This window comes from Nocardia sp. NPDC051911, assembly GCF_040681035.1.
GTDB classification, from domain to species: Bacteria; Actinomycetota; Actinomycetes; order Mycobacteriales; family Mycobacteriaceae; genus Nocardia; species Nocardia sichangensis.
The window spans coordinates 142,044-157,273 of the sequence record NZ_JBFAXY010000020.1 but is presented as its reverse complement, the minus strand read 5'-3'; the positions used below and the strand labels follow the sequence as shown (position 1 = coordinate 157,273).

Genomic DNA, 15,230 nt, shown 5'->3' with positions numbered 1-15,230 from the left:
GCGACCGCCGCTTGCTCCTTCGTCGCGGACGCGGCGGCCGCGCAAACGCGAGCCGGGCCGCGAACGGCGGATGCTCGGTCTCGCTTCGCTCGAAAGACGTGGTTGGGGTGCGCTGGGCGCGTCGGTGTAGGAACTCGCTACCAGGTGCACGCGGTTGTAGTGCTGGCTGCGGGTCCGGCGGTCTGTTTCTCCTTTCGTCGTGTACGCGGCGGCCGCGCAAACGCGAGCCGGGCCGCGAACGGCGGATGCTCGGTCTCGCTTCGCTTCGAAGGCGTGGGTGCGTCGGGGTCGAGGCTTGCTACCGGGTGCGCGCGGTTGGTGGTAGCTCTGGTGTCGGCTCGATCGGTTCGGCGAGTTGTCGGGTACGAGTCGGCTGTGTTGGCCGCCGGCGCGTGTGACTCGGCCGGGACTGCCCGGAGGGGCAGGCGTGTTGGCCGTTCGGGCTGTGGCGGGGCGCGTGCGACTCGTGGGGCGAATTCGAGACGTTGTGCATGAGGCCGCAGTAGTTGCCGGTCCGCCGGGGTGTTTTGCCCTGCCTGGGCGGCTGCTCGGTCTCGGTTCGGTCGCAATTGTGCTGGGTCTGATGAGGCGATCCGGTCGTTGTGGCGGCGGGGTTGTGAGTGCGGGAGTGTGCTGTTGTGTGGCTCACTGGGCGGTGGGGACGGGTCGCCGCTCGGCTAGGGTTGGGATTGTTACCGACGAGTAGGACGGGGCGACACGGGCCGGGGCGCGGGCGGTCGATTCGCGGCGGTTCGCCTAGCCTGGATCTGAACGCTCGATCGGACACATCCGCTGGAGGAGTCGAGCATGGCGAAGAAACCGGAATCGCAGCTTCTCGGGCCAGAGCAGCGCAGTGCGGCCTGGGAGCGCTTCGGCAAAGATCATTTCGATGTGGTCGTCGTCGGTGGGGGCGTGGTCGGGGCCGGCATCGCGTTGGACGCGGCGACCAGGGGCTTACAGGTCGCTTTGGTCGAAGCCCGCGATTTCGCGTCCGGGACGTCCAGCCGGTCGTCGAAGATGTTCCACGGCGGACTGCGCTACCTCGAGCAGCTGGAGTTCGGATTGGTGCGCGAGGCGCTGCGCGAGCGCGAACTCGCGCTGTCCATGCTGGCGCCGCACCTGGTCAAGCCGCTGCGCTTCCTGTACCCGCTGACCAACCGCGTGTGGGAGCGTCCGTACGTGGCGGCGGGCCTGGTCCTGTACGACACCATGGGCGGGGCGAAATCCGTTCCCGGGCAACGGCATCTCACGCGCGCGGGCGCGTTGCGGCTGGCGCCCGGGTTGCGGCGCGATTCGCTGATCGGCGGTGTCAGCTACTACGACACGGTCGTCGACGACGCACGCCACACCATGATGGTGGCGCGCACGGCCGCGCACTACGGTGCGGTGATCCGCACGTCCACCCAGGTCGTCGGATTCCTGCGGGAAGCCGATCGGGTGGTCGGTGTGAAGGTGCGCGACACCGAGGACGGCCGCGCGGGCGAGGTCCGTGGACATGTGGTGATCAACGCGACCGGCGTGTGGACCGACGAAGTCCAAGCTCTGTCGCATCAGCGCGGCCGGTTCCATGTGCGGGCCTCCAAAGGCGTGCACATCGTGGTCCCACGCGACCGGATCGTGAGCGACACCGCGATCATCCTGCGCACCGCCACATCGGTGCTGTTCGTCATTCCCTGGGGCGCGCATTGGATCATCGGCACGACCGACACCGAGTGGAATCTCGACCTCGCGCATCCGGCCGCGACCAAGGCCGATATCGACTATCTGCTGGAACGGGTGAACCAAGTACTGGTTCAGCCACTCACGCCGGACGACATCGACGGCGTGTACGCGGGCCTTCGCCCGTTGCTGGCCGGGGAGAGCGACGAGACCTCCAAGCTCTCACGTGAACATGCCGTCGCCCGGGTCGCACCCGGTCTGGTCGGCATCGCGGGTGGCAAGTACACCACCTATCGTGTGATGGCTCTCGACGCGGTGGACGAAGCGGCGCAGGACATACCGGCCCGGGTCTCACCGTCGATCACGGCGAAGGTGCCGCTGCTCGGCGCCGACGGCTATTTCGCGCTGGTCAACCAGACGGTGCAGCTGGCCGAGACCTACGGGGTGCATCCGTACCGGATCAAGCACCTGCTGGATCGGTACGGCTCGCTGATCGCCGATGTGATGGCCTTCGCCGAGGACCAACCCGAACTGCTGCAACCGATCACGGACGCGCCGTCCTATCTCCAGGTGGAGGCGGTCTACGCGGCGGCGGCCGAGGGCGCCCTGCATCTCGACGACATCCTGGCCCGGCGGACCCGGATCTCGATCGAGTACCCGCACCGCGGAGCCAATTGCGCAGAGCAGGTGGCCCGGCTGGTCGCGCCCGTCCTGGGCTGGGACGACGAGGAGATCGACCGGGAGGTACGCACTTATCAGGCGCGGGTCGAGGCGGAGATCCAATCGCAGACCCAACCGGACGACGCCTCCGCCGATGCCCTGCGGATCGCCGCGCCCGAGCCGCGCCCGCAGATCCTGGAGCCGGTGCCGTCGGAGGGCTGAGTGTGGTCAGTCGGGCGCTTCCATCGCCATGGCCCAGCCGACCAGCGAGCGCAGGTAGCGCAGCACCAGTTCGTCCGGATACGCGCTCGGGTCGGTGAGGTGCAGCCGGGCCAGTTCCTCCATGGCGGCCAACAGGATTCGCTCTGTCGGACCATTCGGATCCACGGTGACCCCGAGGTATCTGGACAGATGACGCGCGCCGATCGCCCGCGCGTATGCGCGACCGAGCGCGAGTCGCTCGCGCAGCTCCGGCGGCCCGCCGTCGAACGGGCTGAGCATGATCCGCCAACTGGTCGGCGCGGCGCGCAGGTAGGCGAGGATGCCGCGACCGACCCGGTCCACGTCACCGTGGTCCCAGTCCACGCTGCGCACACCGGCGAAGGCGATGGCCGACTCGCGGTCCAGCAGCGCCGACGTCAGCCCGGACAGGTCGGTGAACTGCTGGTACACCAGCGCACGGGCGACCCGCGCTTCGCGGGCCACCCGGTCGATGCTCACCGCGCCGAAGCCTTCGGTGGCGACGATGTCGCGCGCCACGTTCAGCAGCTGGGTACGGCGGTCGGCGGCGGACATCCGGCGCTTCGGCCGCGCCTCGCTGGTACCGCGCTCGGCCGTGGAGCGGTCGGTGGTCACGCCGTCGAAGGTAGCTCGAGCAGCAGCTCGACCGCCCGCGCCGCGCTCTGCGCCGCGCTTTCCATCGTCGCCGACCAGTCGGTGGCGGTCCAGTCACCCGCGAGGGTCAAAGTGGGCACCGAGGTGCGCTGGCTCGGGCGCAACGCGTGGTTGCCGACGACTTGGGAGAAGGTGGCTTTCGGCATGCGGACGACTTGGGCCTGTACCACGTTCGCCGCTCGCGCCGCCGGATAGTAGCGGCGCAGCAGCGCCATCTGCTCGGCGACGATCTCGTCGCCGGACTTGTGGATCTGTTCGTAGGCGCCACTGGTGGTCAGGCAGTACAGCCAGGCCTTCGCGGTACTGCGCCCGGTCATCCGCTGGCGATCGAAGACCTCGTCGATGACGCCGGTGCCGCCGATCAGCGCCTCGAACTCGGCCGTGGTCCCCAGTGGGCGATCGAGATAGAGGTTGGTGCTGACGATCGGCGTGTAGCCGAGTTTGTCGGCCGCCGCGTAGATCTCGGCGTGCTCGGGTAGATCGTCGAGCAGGCCGCCGATGTTCGAGTTGGGCACGGCGCACACCACCGCGTCGGCCGGGATCGTGCTGCCGTCCGCCAACGCGACGCCGCTGGCCTTCCCGTCCACGATGTGGATCCGGCGCGCCACGGCTCGATAGCGCACCTGCACGCCGTGCTTCTCGAAGACACGCAACGCCCCGGTGACATACAACGTGTCCAGATCGGTGGTCGGATAACCGATGTCGACGGCCTGCCGGTGCCGCAGGCCCAGCCGGATGCCCGTGGCCATCACATCGGCGAACACCTTCGCCGACTCCCGCTGGACCGGCTCCGCCGCGATGCCGAGCGCCAGCCAATCCCACAGTGCTTCCCGGGCTTTGGCGGGCATGCCGACCCGGTCGAACCATTGCTCGGTGGTGAGGCCGGGCAGGTCGGCGGGCTGACGCAGGCACTGCCAGCCGAGCCGGAGCGTGGCGATCGTCGCGCGCACGCGCTCCAGCGGGTTCGCATCGGGATGCGCGCCGGAGAGCGTGCGCAGCGCGGCGATTCCTTTGGTGCGCATGGTGACGCTGCGGCCGTCGGGCCAGCGCAGTGTGCCGCCATGTGGGAAAGCGACGTACTGCCGTGTGCCGACGCTGTTCAGATAGCGGAACAGGTGGTCGTATCCGCTGGCGATCACGTGCTGGCCGTTGTCCGGTGGATCGTCCACCGCCGCGGCGCGCATGGCGTGGGTGCGTCCGCCGAGCCTGCCTCTGCGTTCGAGCAGGGTGACCTGCTTGCCCGCTTCCGCCAGCCAGACCGCCGAGGCGAGTCCGGCCAGGCCGCCCCCGATCACCACGTATCGCCGTGGGTCGCCCATGCTGCCTCCCGCCATAACTGACAAATTGTAAGTTAGGTGGGCGGGAAGTGCTCGTCAAGAGTTGTCGGCCGATATCGGCTGTAAGGCAGCGAATTAGCGCGCGGCGTGGCGGATCGCCGTGTCGGAAACCGGGACTCGCGGCATCGGATCAATCGGCCGGGATGGGCTGACATCGAGGGCAGAAGAAGATGCCCCGCTCTCGCTGCACCACGCGGTCGTGATCCGGTGCGGTGTCACCGAGTAGGTCGGCGACGAGTGGGGTGCCGCAGCGCTGGCACGGACGGTGTGTTCGGCCGTAGGCCAGAGCGCGCCGCGGCGGCTTGGCCACCGATTCGGCGAGGATGCGGTGTGCTTCGTTGACCATGGCCAACAGGTCCGGGACGTCGCCGACCCTGGTCGCGGGGTGGACGCGGCGCAGGAAACACACCTCGCTGCGGAAGATGTTCCCGATACCGGCGAGATTGCGCTGATCCAGCAGCGCGACGCCGATGGGTTGATCCGGATACCGCGCCAATCGCCGGACGGCTTCCGCCGCATCCCAATCCGGGCCCAGCAGATCGGGTCCGAGATGGTCGACGATGCGGTGCTCGTCGCCCACCCGCACGACCTCGACGGTGCCCAAGGAGAACCCGACGGCTTCGACGTCCGCGGTGCTCAAGACGACTCGTGCGGCGACGCGCGGTTTCGTCCAGCGCTGTCCGCAGTGGAACACGCGCCAGCTGCCCTCCATCTTCAGGTGGGTGTGAACGCTCACGGTGGGCGTGCGGATGAACAGGTGTTTTCCGTAACTGCCGACGCTTTCGATCACCTGTCCGCGCAGATCCACCGTCGCGTATCGCGGTACGCGGAAGTCGCTGCGCGTCAGTTCTTTGCCCTCCAGCGCGGTGCGAAGCCGTTTCGCGGCGAGAAAGACGGTGTCCCCCTCAGGCATACGACAGCTCCGCCGAGTCGGCGCGGAATCGCGGGCTCACGGGCGGCTCCGGAGGCGCAGGCCGCGTGGGGTGGCGGAGAAGCCGGCTTCGGTGAGGAACCCGGCGAACGTGTTGCCATGCACGGTGTCTCCGTTGACCCGGTCGATGACCAGCGAGTCCACCCGGCGGCGGTGGACCAGGTCGGCGAGCGCCGCGGCGGCGGCGCGGCGGGCGCCGGGGTCCTCGGTGAAGGTGAGCAGGGTCTTGCCGCCCCGCTCCAGATACAGCACCAGTTCACCGTCGACGAGCACGACGAGCGCTCCGGCTTTACGTCCGGGGCGATGCCCGCCCTCCACGTCGCTCTTCGGCCAGGCCAGAGCGGCGCCGTATGGGTTCGCCGGATCGGACGCGGCCAGTGCCAGTACCGTGCCGGTCGGCTCCCTGGACTCGGGACGGGCCCGTTCCGGATCGAAGGAGCGCAGCCGGTCCACCACGTCGGTGGTGGAGAACTGCGCGCCGCCCAGCGAATCGACGAAATAACCGCGGCGGCAGCGTCCTCGGTCCTCGAACTCGGTGAGCACCCGGTACATCAGCGCGAACCCGCCCGGCACGCCCTCGTTCTGCACCGAGCCCCTGGTCAGCACGCCGTACCGCTCCAGGAGCAGATCCGCGGTCGCGTGGGCGCGCAGCGTGTTGTCCGAGACCCGCTCCGGGAGCAAAGACCATCTCCCGGCGACCGAGGGCGGGCCGGAACGGGTGGGCATGCTCGGCCGGGGCAGGTAGGCCCGTCCTCGCGGGGCGCGGCGGGGCGTGCGGTGGGCCGTCGTGGTCCGGGCCGTGCCGGAAAGCAACGCCCGTACCGGCGCGAACGTGTCACCGGAAACCATTCCGGCCCAAACCAATTCCCACAGCGCTGCGGCCGCAGCGGTGTCGTCGAGCAGGCCGGTGGCATCCGAGAGTTGCCGGAAGAAGTACGCGCCGCCGCCCTGCGGCACGGGTATCAGTCGTTCCGCGGGAGCGCCGGAGATCGAATGTCCCGCACCGGCTGCGTCTTCCGAGCCGACCGGTGATCGTCGGCCACGTCGGCCGTTGTCCGACTCGTTCGGTGTGGCGCCACCGGCCGTCTCGGCGGATCGCCTGCGCGCGCCGTGACCGTCGGACGCACTGCCGGTCGGCGGATCCGGCTCGTCCAACGGCACGGGCGGTCGATCCGGCACGGTTTCCGCGGGGCCGGGTGGCGTCCATGGCACGAAGGTCGCGCCGAGCGCGGCGAGCAGGCGTAATTGGACATCGGTGAGATCGACCTCGTCCGGCGGCGCGAGGGTGAACGGCGCCTGCTCGGCCGGATGCAGGGCGATCCAGCCGTCCTTGGCGGTGATGGCGCCGTGCCCGGACCAGATCACCTCACCCGTCGCCATGAGCTCGTCGAGCATGGCCGGGGTGTAATCACGCACCCGCGCGGGCAGGACGAGCGATTCCCAGGCGGACGCCGGGATCGGCACGCCCGCGAGCTGTTCCACGACGGCCGCCACGCCGTCGACGCCGCGCAGTTCGCCGCTGCCGACGTGCTGCCAGGACGGGAGAAAGCGCCCGAACGCTGCGGTCGAGACCGGCTCGACCTCGTGCCTGGCGGCGGCGAGCGATCTGCGGCGCAGCCGGCGCAGCACCTGCGCGTCGCACCACTCCGCCCCGGCGGCTCCGGGCGTGAACTCCCCCTCGACCACCCGTTTTTCGATGGCGAGCCGGTGTAGTGCGGTGGCGGCGACCGCGGTGCCGAGCCCGAACCGGGCTGCCACCGCCTCCGTGCCGAACGGGCCGTGTGTGCGGGCGTAGCGGCCGACCAGATCGCCGAGCGGATCGGCCACCGGCTCGATGAACGCCGATGGTGTGCCGATCGGCAGCGGAACCCCGAGCGCGTCGCGCAGCCGGGCCGCGTCCTCCACCGCGACCCACCAGCTGCGCCCCGCGAAGGAGACCTCCAGCGCACGGCGTGCGGACACGAGGCTCTCGAACCAGGCGACGGGATCCTCGTCGGAGCGCTCGGCGGCTTCGGCGGCGGTGAGCGGCCCGAGCAGCCGCAACAGATCCGCCAAGCCCTCGGCGTCGCGCGCGTGCCGCTCCGGAGTGAGCCGCTGCAGTTCTCGCTCGGTTTGCTCGATGACCGCGGCGTCGAGCAGTTCGCGCAGCTCGACCCGGCCGAGCAACTCGGCGAGCAGACCGGAATCGAGCGAGAGCGCGGCGGCGCGCCGCTCGGCCAGCGGGCTGTCGCCGTCGTACATGAACTGCCCGATGTAGTCGAACAGCAGGGCGTTGGCGAACGGTGACGGCGTCGCGGTCTCCACCTCGACCAGCCGTATCCGGCGCCGCCCCACCTGTCCGAGCAGGTCGCGCAGCGACGGCAGGTCGTAGACGTCGCGCAGGCATTCGCGCACCGTCTCCAACAGAATCGGGAATTCGGGGAACTTGCGCGCCACGTCCAGCAACTGGGCCGAGCGCTGCCGCTGCTGCCACAGCGGCGCTCGCTTGCCCGGGTCGCGGCGCGGCAGCAACAATGCGCGGGCGGCGCATTCGCGGAACCTCGAGGCGAACAGCGCCGAGCCGCCCACCTGCTCGGTGACGATGTCATCGATCTCGTCGGACTCGAAGACGAACAGTTCGGCGCCGGGCGGATCGTCGGTGGTATCGGGCAGCCGCACGACGATGCCGTCGTCGGAGGCGTTCGGCGCGGCGTCCACACCGAACCGTTCGCGCAGCCGCGCCCCGATGGCCAGCGCCCAGGGAGCGTGGACCGGAAGACCGTAGGGGGAGTGCAGCACCAGCCGCCAGTCGCCTAGTTCGTCGCGGAACCGCTCCACCACCAGCGTGCGGTCGGTGGGCAGATGTCCGGTCGCGGTGCGCTGTTCGTCCAGGAGTGTGAGCAGGTTGGCGGTCGCGTTGTCGTCGAGACCGGCGGAAAGCATGATATCCGCGACGCGCTCCGGTACCGCGGGCGCGCGACCCGTGCCGTTGGGTATCGAATCCGCCTGCGCGCGAGTCTGTTTCGATGCCTTCGGAGGTGTGCCCGCATCGCGCCGTGCGGTCTTCCCGGCACCCGTGGACGCCTCGGCGGCGAGGTCCTGCGCGACCGTGCGCACGAATTCACCGAGCGCAGCGCCGAGTTCGGCGGGCCGACCGAGCCCGTCGCCGTGCCAGAACGGCAACCGCCCCGGCTGTCCGAACGCGGGCGTGACCAGCACCCGATCGAAGGTGATCTCCTCGATCCGCCAGCTCGTCGCCCCGAGCGCGAACACGTCGCCGACCCGGGACTCGTAGACCATCTCCTCGTCGAGTTCCCCCACCCGGGAGGCCTTCTCGCCCACCATGTACACCGCGAACATGCCGCGATCGGGGATCGCTCCGCCCGAGGTCACGGCCAGCCGTTGCGCGCCGGGCCGCCCGGTGAGCGTGCCCGCGTCGCGATCCCAGACCAGCCGGGGACGCAGTTCGGCGAACTCGTCGGACGGATACCGCCCCGAGAGCAGGTCCAGCACCGATTCGTAGGCCGAGCGCGGCAGCGACGCGTAGCTGCCGGTGCCGCGCACGACGTCGAACCACGCGTCGACGTCGATCGGGTCCAGCGCGCACGCGGCGACGGTCTGCTGCGCGAGGATGTCCAACGGATGCGCCGGGATCTGGATCGCCTCGATCTGTCCGGCCGTCATCCGCCGCGACGCCACCGCGCAATGGATGACGTCGGTGCGGTGTTTGGGGAAGATCACCCCGCGGGAGATCTCGCCGACCTGGTGCCCGGCCCGCCCGATCCGCTGCAATCCGCTGGCCACCGAGGGCGGCGCCTCCACCTGGACCACCAGGTCGACCGCGCCCATGTCGATGCCGAGTTCCAGGCTGCTGGTCGCGACGACGCAGCGCAGCCGCCCGCTCTTGAGATCGTCTTCGATCAGCGCTCGCTGCTCCTTGCTGACCGAACCGTGGTGCGCGCGCGCCAGCAGGGGCCCGGCGCCGTGGATCACCTCGGTGGACGGGCCGAGCTGGGCGGGCGGCTTGTGCTCGGTCTCCACCGGCTCGCCCAGCCGCGCCGCGTAGGCCTCGTTCAGCCGGGCGGTGAGCCGCTCGGCCAGCCTGCGGGAGTTCGCGAACACGATCGAGGACCGGTGCTCCAGCACGAGTTCGACGATCGCCTCGTCCACGTGGGGCCAGATCGATCCAGGCTGGTCGGAGTCGCCGGGCTCGGTCATGTCCGCCACCGGCACGCGCACCGACAGGTCGAACGTCTTGGGCGCGGGCGGCGCGACCAGGGTGATCGGCGCGTTGCCGACCAGGAACCGGCCGACTTCCTCCGGCGGCCGGACGGTCGCCGACAGCCCGATGCGCTGGGCGGCCCGCTCGGTCAGCAGATCCAGCCGGGCCAGCGACAGCGCCAGGTGCGAACCGCGCTTGGAACCGGCGATCGCGTGCACCTCGTCCACGATCACCGTGCGCACGTCCCGCAGCGTCTCGCGGGCCGCCGAGGTGAGCATGAGGAACAGCGACTCCGGCGTGGTGATCAGGATGTCCGGCGGGGTGCGCAGCATGGACCGCCGATCGGACGCGCTGGTGTCGCCGGAACGGACCCCGACGGTGATCTCCGGCGGCTCCAGTCCCAGGCGTTTCGCCGTCTGCGTGACGCCGACCAGCGGCGCTCGCAGATTGCGTTCCACGTCCACCGCCAGCGCCTTCAGCGGGGACACGTACAGCACGGAAGTGCCTGCCCGCTCCGGCCGCCGTTCCCGGCCGGCCAGCTGGTCTATCGCCCACAGGAACGCCGAGAGCGTCTTGCCGGACCCCGTGGGCGCGACGACCAGAGTGTGCTCGCCCGCCGCGATCGCCTTCCACGCGCCCAGCTGAGCGGAGGTCGGCGCGGGGAACGCGCCGTCGAACCACTCCTGGGTCGCGCGGGAGAACGGGGCCATGGATTCAAGTGTGCACCGGCCCACCGACAAGCACGCCCGTACCGTTTCACGAGCGAAGCGGGAGCAATCGAACAACGGCCGTCGACGCCGGGCCGTACGCTTCGACAGGTGCAAAAAGTGCTCAGACTCGACCTGGTCAGCCATGGGATGACCGAGGCGATGCGGAAGGCACGGTTCCCGGTGGACGAATCGCTTACCGAGGCGGGCAGGCGGGCGGTGGCCGGATGCGGGCCGCTCACCGCCGCGCGCGTGCTCACCGGCCCGGAACGCCGGACGGTGGAGACCGCCGCGTTGCTGGGGCTGCTGCCGGATGAGGAGGACAACCGGCTGCGCGACCTGGACGCGGGCGCGTGGCGCGGCGGCGAACTTATGTCGGTGCCCCAGGATGAGCTGTACGCCTGGTTGACCGACCCGGCGTTCCGCGGGCACGGCGGCGAGTCCGTGCTGGACGTGATCGAACGGACCAGGCTCTGGATGGCCGAGGTCGCCGCGCGGTCGGTGTCCACGATCGCGGTCACCCACCCGGCGGTCGTCCGGGCCGCGCTGCTGGTGACGCTGGACGCTCCACCGAAGTCGTTCTGGCGCATCGATATCCCGCCCGGCAGCGTCACCCGCCTGCACTATCGCGGCGAATGGACGCTGCACTTCACGGCCTGAGCCGGGATACCGACCGCTCGAGGGGGTGGCTTTCGGGCCGAGCCGGGCTAGTGTCTGAGACTATGAGTAACAACAAAGGGTCGCAGCGGCGCGGCCTGGCCATCGGATGCGGTGGCACCGTGGGGGCGGCCTGGATCGTCGCCGCCCTCGTCGCCGCCCGGGACGTGCTCGACTGGGATCCGCGCGAGGCGGACGTGCTGCTCGGCACGTCGGCGGGTGCGGAGACGGTGACGATGCTCGGCAGTGGCGTTTCGGTGGACGACCTGGTCGCGTTGCAGCGCGGCACCGCGACCGACCCGATCCTGCGCGAGCACCGCGCCGCCGAGCCAGGCCGGTTTCCGCCGCTGCCGCGCCCGCGGCTCGGCTCGCCCCGACTGCCGCTGCGTCGCCAGGAGCCGGGCCAGGCGCTGTTGGCCGCGGGCAGCGGACTGCTGCCGGTCGGCGGTGGCGACCCGGGCTGGCTGCAACGGCTGGCCGAACGACTGAACCCCGGCCGCGACTGGGTGCCGCATCCGGCGACCCGGCTGGTGGCGATGGACTACGCGACGGGCGAGCGCGTCGCGTTCGGCGCGCCCGGTGCGCCCGCCGCGACCATCGGCGCGGCACTGCGGGCATCGTGGGCTGTGCCCGGCTGGTTCCCTCCGGTCACCATCGGGGGCCGCCGCTTCGTCGACGGCGGCGCGGGCTCCACGGCCTCGGTGGACCTGCTCGTCGCCGAGAACTTGGACGAACTCCTCGTGCTGGCTCCGATGGCCTCCGCGGCCCGGATCCCGGCGACCGGCCCTGGGCACCTGCTGGAACGGCAGCTGCGCAACCGGATGAGCGACAAGCTCCGCACCGAGATCGCACGACTGCGCGCCGCGGGCACGAAGGTGCTGTTCGTTGGCGCGACCGCCGATGACCTCGCGGTGACGGGACCGAACTTCATGGACGGCCGCCGCCGTCTCGCCACCTTCGAACACGGCCTGCGCAGTACCCGTCGCACGCTCGAACAAGGAGCATTCGTATGAGAATCCTCGGATCCGGTTACCCCGCGATCGACCTGCGCGAGGCGACAGTCCTGATCACCGGAGGCGGGCGGGGAATCGGCCGGGCCACCGCGGAATTATTCGCCGCGAAAGGATCCCGGGTCGTAATCGCCGACGTGGACAAACCCGCCGCCGAGGAGACGGCCGCCGCGATCGGGGCGAGCGCGTTCGAACTCGACGTGCGTTCGCGCGGGCAATGGGACGCGGTGACCGCTGCGGTCGGCGGAATCGACGTGCTGGTCAACAACGCCGGTGTCATGCCTGCGGGCGCGTTCCTGGACGAACCGGACGTGGTCGGTCAGGCCACGCTGGATATCAACGTCTGGGGTCTCATCCACGGCATGCGCGCCGTCGCGCCGGGCATGATCGAGCGTGGTCGCGGCCATGTCGTCAACGTCGCCTCGCTGGCGGGCAAGGTCCCGATTCCGGGGCTGGCCGTGTACAACGCGAGCAAGTTCGCCGCGGTCGGTCTCTCGGCGGCGACCCGCCTGGAATTCGCCGGGCATGGCGTCAGTGTCAGCTGCGTCCTGCCGTCGGCCGTGCGAACCCGCCTTTCCTCGGGATTGACACTCGGCCACGGCATGCCGACCGTCGACCCGGAAGACGTCGCCGGCGCGATCGTGCGCACCTGCGTCACCCGCAAAGCCGAGGTGGCCGTGCCGAATTACCTCGGCCCGCTCGACATCGCATTGGCGGCCGCGCCGGAACGCGCGGTGCGCCTGATCCGGGGCCTGTTCGACGGGGATCGCGCGTTGCACCCGGCCGACGAGAAGGTCCGCGCGCAGTACGAGAAAGAGGTGCGTTCCATCAGCTGATGCAACGAAAAGCGGCCCGGGAGAAGCACTCCCGGGCCCGCTTGTCTTCTGGGTTCAGCAGCTGGTCGGTGCGGGTTCGCCGCGGAACCTGGCCTCGACGTAGTTCCACGCGTCCGCGAATCCGGCGGCGGCCGCGGTCAGGTGCTCGGAGATGTCGACGGTATGGAACGTCAACCGCGCACCCGCCTTGCAGTACCGGTCGGCGACCTCGGCGACCGGGTTGTAGAAGGTGAGGGTGTCGAAGCGGCCCTGCCACATGTAGGTCGGCACAGTCGGAACGCCGTCGAAGTACTTCAGGCTGTTCTCCCGCAGGACGGCGTGCGCCTCCGGGCTGTCCATCAGGCTCTTGGACGCCGCCATCTGCTCCGCGCTGCGGAAGGCGCCGTGGAAGAGCAGGAATCGGCGGCAGGCGTCGTGGGTGAATTCCCGGAACCACAAACCGTTCTCGTTGAGCTGATCGGAGATCGGCAGCCGGTCCGGGTACTCCCGCTCCAGCCCCATGGCGGCGGCGAATGCGAGGCCGAATCCGGGGTGCGGCTCGAAGCCGAGCGCCATCGCCATCTCCTCCAGGTCGGCGGGGATGCCACCGGCCACGGCGGTGGTGAGTTTCAGATCCGGCGCGTAGGTGGGTTGCATGGCGGCAGCCCACGCGGTGGCCATGCCGCCGCCGGAGTAGCCCGCGATGGCGACGGGGGAGTCGGACAGCCCCAGTTCGGCGACCTTGCGGACGGCCTTCACGCTGTCGAGGGTCATCATTCCGGCCAGGCGCGCGGCGCCGTAGGCGGAGGTGGGGCCCAGATAGTCCGGCAGCGAGATCGCCCATCCGCGTCCGATGGGCAACATCGCGCCGACCGCGTCCTGTAGTTCGCCGTTGAACAGCGAGCGCGACGGATTGCACTGGGTGCCGAGGGAATTGATCAGCGCCTGGTAGGAGACCAGCGGCGGATTCTTCACCCCGGCGGGCATCAGGACCGTTGTGATGCCCATGACGGGCTTGCCCTGCGAATTGGTGGAGCGGAACGCGACTTGCCAGCCCTCGGTCCCGACATACATACCGGTGTCGATCCTGCGGCTCCGTACGACGTCGCCCGGGGTGAGCGCCCCCAGGTCGGGCGGCGCGGTGTAGAAGGGATCGGGATCGGGAGTGGGATAGAGGGGTTGCGCAGTAGCGGGCAGGCCGAGCAGGCCGAGCGAGACGATGCTCACCAGCAAGATCGCGATCCTGAACGGAACTCTGGACACGGGTTTCCTTCGAAAGTCAGCCGTCACCGACCCACCGCCCCGCGGGCACGCCGCGACGTCGGTGCTTCGGACGCACCGGCACTACACGAGAACCGCAGCGAACCTTCACTGCGGGGCGGAGCAGAAGGAACCGCCGCCGTGGGCACCCTGAGTCGATCATGGCGGACTGCCGCACCTCCTTCGACTCCGGGACCGCCGGTAGCCGCGAAGGCGGCACCATCCGCTGCGAAGATAGCGCCCGACATTCTCCGGACGCCGCTCCGGAACAGGCGAACCGGACAAGTCACAAAGCCCGCGGCCCGCCATTCGACAAGATCACTAACGGAGGTGGCCTACCCGGTCGCGCGCTGATCCGGCTCATGTGAAGCTGAGCACCGCCCGTCCGCCCAGCGGGCGTTGCAGGTCGACGACGACCACGCCGTACTCGCGCTTCTGCTCCGGGTTCGCGCCCTGACACGGCGGCATGCCGCGATGCAGGCCATGGATCAATCGCACGCTCACCAGGTCGGCCGATTCCTCCACCCGCGCGGTGAATCCTATGCTCGGGCAGCCGACCGGGCCGGGGATGTGGATCCCGAGCTTGTCCGTCCCGTCCTCGACGTCGTACTCCGAGAAGGGTAAGGCGGAACTGGATTCCAGGTCCGCGGCATGCGGGATGACGACCATCGTCCCGCCCGCGTATCGCCGGGGACCCGGATCGGCCCGCATCCCCGCCGCCGCTTCCGCGGTGCGCTCCGGAGTGGCGGGCACGGCCGGGTCCGCCTGCTGCCCGCACGCGGTCAGCGTTCCGAACGTGATGGCGGCGACGATCGCCGTACCCATCCTGCGCAGTGCCACCTCTCCACCTTCACACAGGTAGGCGCGGGCGCGGCGGAGGATGCGCGGTGTGGCACCGGTGCGGCTCGCGGAAATGACCGGACGCCTCGACGCGAGAGTGTGCGCGTCGTCACAGCGACCTCGCACAGTGCTTAGCCGGTGCCCATCTATGACACGTCGAATTGAGCAGATTGCTCAACCTAGTATTCAAAGGTTGTGCGTTCAGATCTTCGGAGACACGATATCGGCACCAAGTGCTCAACAATGCGAAGCGCCGGAT

10 protein-coding genes are annotated in these 15,230 nt (G+C 70.0%); 4 read left to right on the top strand and 6 right to left on the bottom strand.

What is annotated here, in order from left to right:
- The first annotated feature begins 807 nt into the window (after positions 1-807).
- A complete protein-coding gene (locus AB0L97_RS24195; protein WP_364433314.1) occupies positions 808-2,541 on the top strand; it encodes a glycerol-3-phosphate dehydrogenase/oxidase in 1,734 nt (577 codons plus the stop codon).
- 6 nt (positions 2,542-2,547) lie between these two features.
- Here AB0L97_RS24195 and AB0L97_RS24190 read toward each other — a convergent pair whose 3' ends face one another.
- From AB0L97_RS24190 to AB0L97_RS24175, 4 genes are all read right to left on the bottom strand, one after another.
- On the bottom strand, positions 2,548-3,114 hold the full coding sequence (locus AB0L97_RS24190; RefSeq protein WP_355073766.1) for a TetR family transcriptional regulator: 567 nt from the start codon (positions 3,112-3,114) through the stop codon (positions 2,548-2,550).
- Positions 3,115-3,170: 56 nt separating this feature from the next.
- A complete protein-coding gene (gene hpnE, locus AB0L97_RS24185) occupies positions 3,171-4,532 on the bottom strand; it encodes a hydroxysqualene dehydroxylase HpnE (RefSeq protein ID WP_364433311.1) in 1,362 nt (453 codons plus the stop codon).
- 148 nt (positions 4,533-4,680) lie between these two features.
- Positions 4,681-5,463 carry a DNA-formamidopyrimidine glycosylase family protein gene (locus tag AB0L97_RS24180; protein ID WP_355073459.1) on the bottom strand — a complete coding sequence of 261 codons (783 nt, stop codon included), beginning with the start codon at positions 5,461-5,463 and terminating at the stop codon, positions 4,681-4,683.
- 36 nt (positions 5,464-5,499) lie between these two features.
- The gene (locus tag AB0L97_RS24175) at positions 5,500-10,392 is read right to left on the bottom strand and encodes an ATP-dependent helicase (RefSeq protein WP_364433307.1); all 4,893 of its coding nucleotides are present in this window, start codon (positions 10,390-10,392) and stop codon (positions 5,500-5,502) included.
- Positions 10,393-10,500: 108 nt separating this feature from the next.
- Here AB0L97_RS24175 and AB0L97_RS24170 point away from each other — a divergent pair, with 108 nt between their 5' ends.
- The 3 genes from AB0L97_RS24170 to AB0L97_RS24160 all read left to right on the top strand — a co-directional run bounded on the left by AB0L97_RS24170 (position 10,501) and on the right by AB0L97_RS24160 (position 12,892).
- Positions 10,501-11,049: a histidine phosphatase family protein gene (locus tag AB0L97_RS24170; protein WP_039796212.1), complete on the top strand. Its 549-nt coding sequence runs from the start codon at positions 10,501-10,503 to the stop codon at positions 11,047-11,049.
- Positions 11,050-11,111: 62 nt separating this feature from the next.
- Complete coding sequence (locus AB0L97_RS24165) at positions 11,112-12,059, top strand: patatin-like phospholipase family protein (protein WP_364433303.1); 948 nt, start codon at positions 11,112-11,114, stop codon at positions 12,057-12,059.
- Positions 12,056-12,892 carry an SDR family oxidoreductase gene (locus AB0L97_RS24160; protein WP_364433300.1) on the top strand — a complete coding sequence of 279 codons (837 nt, stop codon included), beginning with the start codon at positions 12,056-12,058 and terminating at the stop codon, positions 12,890-12,892. Before AB0L97_RS24165 ends, AB0L97_RS24160 begins: the two co-directional genes overlap by 4 nt.
- Before the next feature lie 54 nt (positions 12,893-12,946).
- Here AB0L97_RS24160 and AB0L97_RS24155 read toward each other — a convergent pair whose 3' ends face one another.
- A complete protein-coding gene (locus tag AB0L97_RS24155; protein ID WP_355073767.1) occupies positions 12,947-14,104 on the bottom strand; it encodes a lipase family protein in 1,158 nt (385 codons plus the stop codon).
- 387 nt (positions 14,105-14,491) lie between these two features.
- On the bottom strand, positions 14,492-14,971 hold the full coding sequence (locus tag AB0L97_RS24150; protein ID WP_355073468.1) for a hypothetical protein: 480 nt from the start codon (positions 14,969-14,971) through the stop codon (positions 14,492-14,494).
- Positions 14,972-15,230 lie beyond the last annotated feature (259 nt).

Excerpts from the sequence above, each read along its gene's own strand:
- AB0L97_RS24195 (WP_364433314.1), top strand. The coding sequence starts at position 808 with ATGGCGAAGAAACCGGAATCGCAGCTTCTCGGGCCAGAGCAGCGCAGT.
- AB0L97_RS24190 (WP_355073766.1), bottom strand. The coding sequence starts at position 3,114 with ATGTCCGCCGCCGACCGCCGTACCCAGCTGCTGAACGTGGCGCGCGAC.
- hpnE (WP_364433311.1), bottom strand. The coding sequence starts at position 4,532 with ATGGGCGACCCACGGCGATACGTGGTGATCGGGGGCGGCCTGGCCGGA.
- AB0L97_RS24180 (WP_355073459.1), bottom strand. The coding sequence starts at position 5,463 with ATGCCTGAGGGGGACACCGTCTTTCTCGCCGCGAAACGGCTTCGCACC.
- AB0L97_RS24175 (WP_364433307.1), bottom strand. The coding sequence starts at position 10,392 with ATGGCCCCGTTCTCCCGCGCGACCCAGGAGTGGTTCGACGGCGCGTTC.
- AB0L97_RS24165 (WP_364433303.1), top strand. The coding sequence starts at position 11,112 with ATGAGTAACAACAAAGGGTCGCAGCGGCGCGGCCTGGCCATCGGATGC.
- AB0L97_RS24160 (WP_364433300.1), top strand. The coding sequence starts at position 12,056 with ATGAGAATCCTCGGATCCGGTTACCCCGCGATCGACCTGCGCGAGGCG.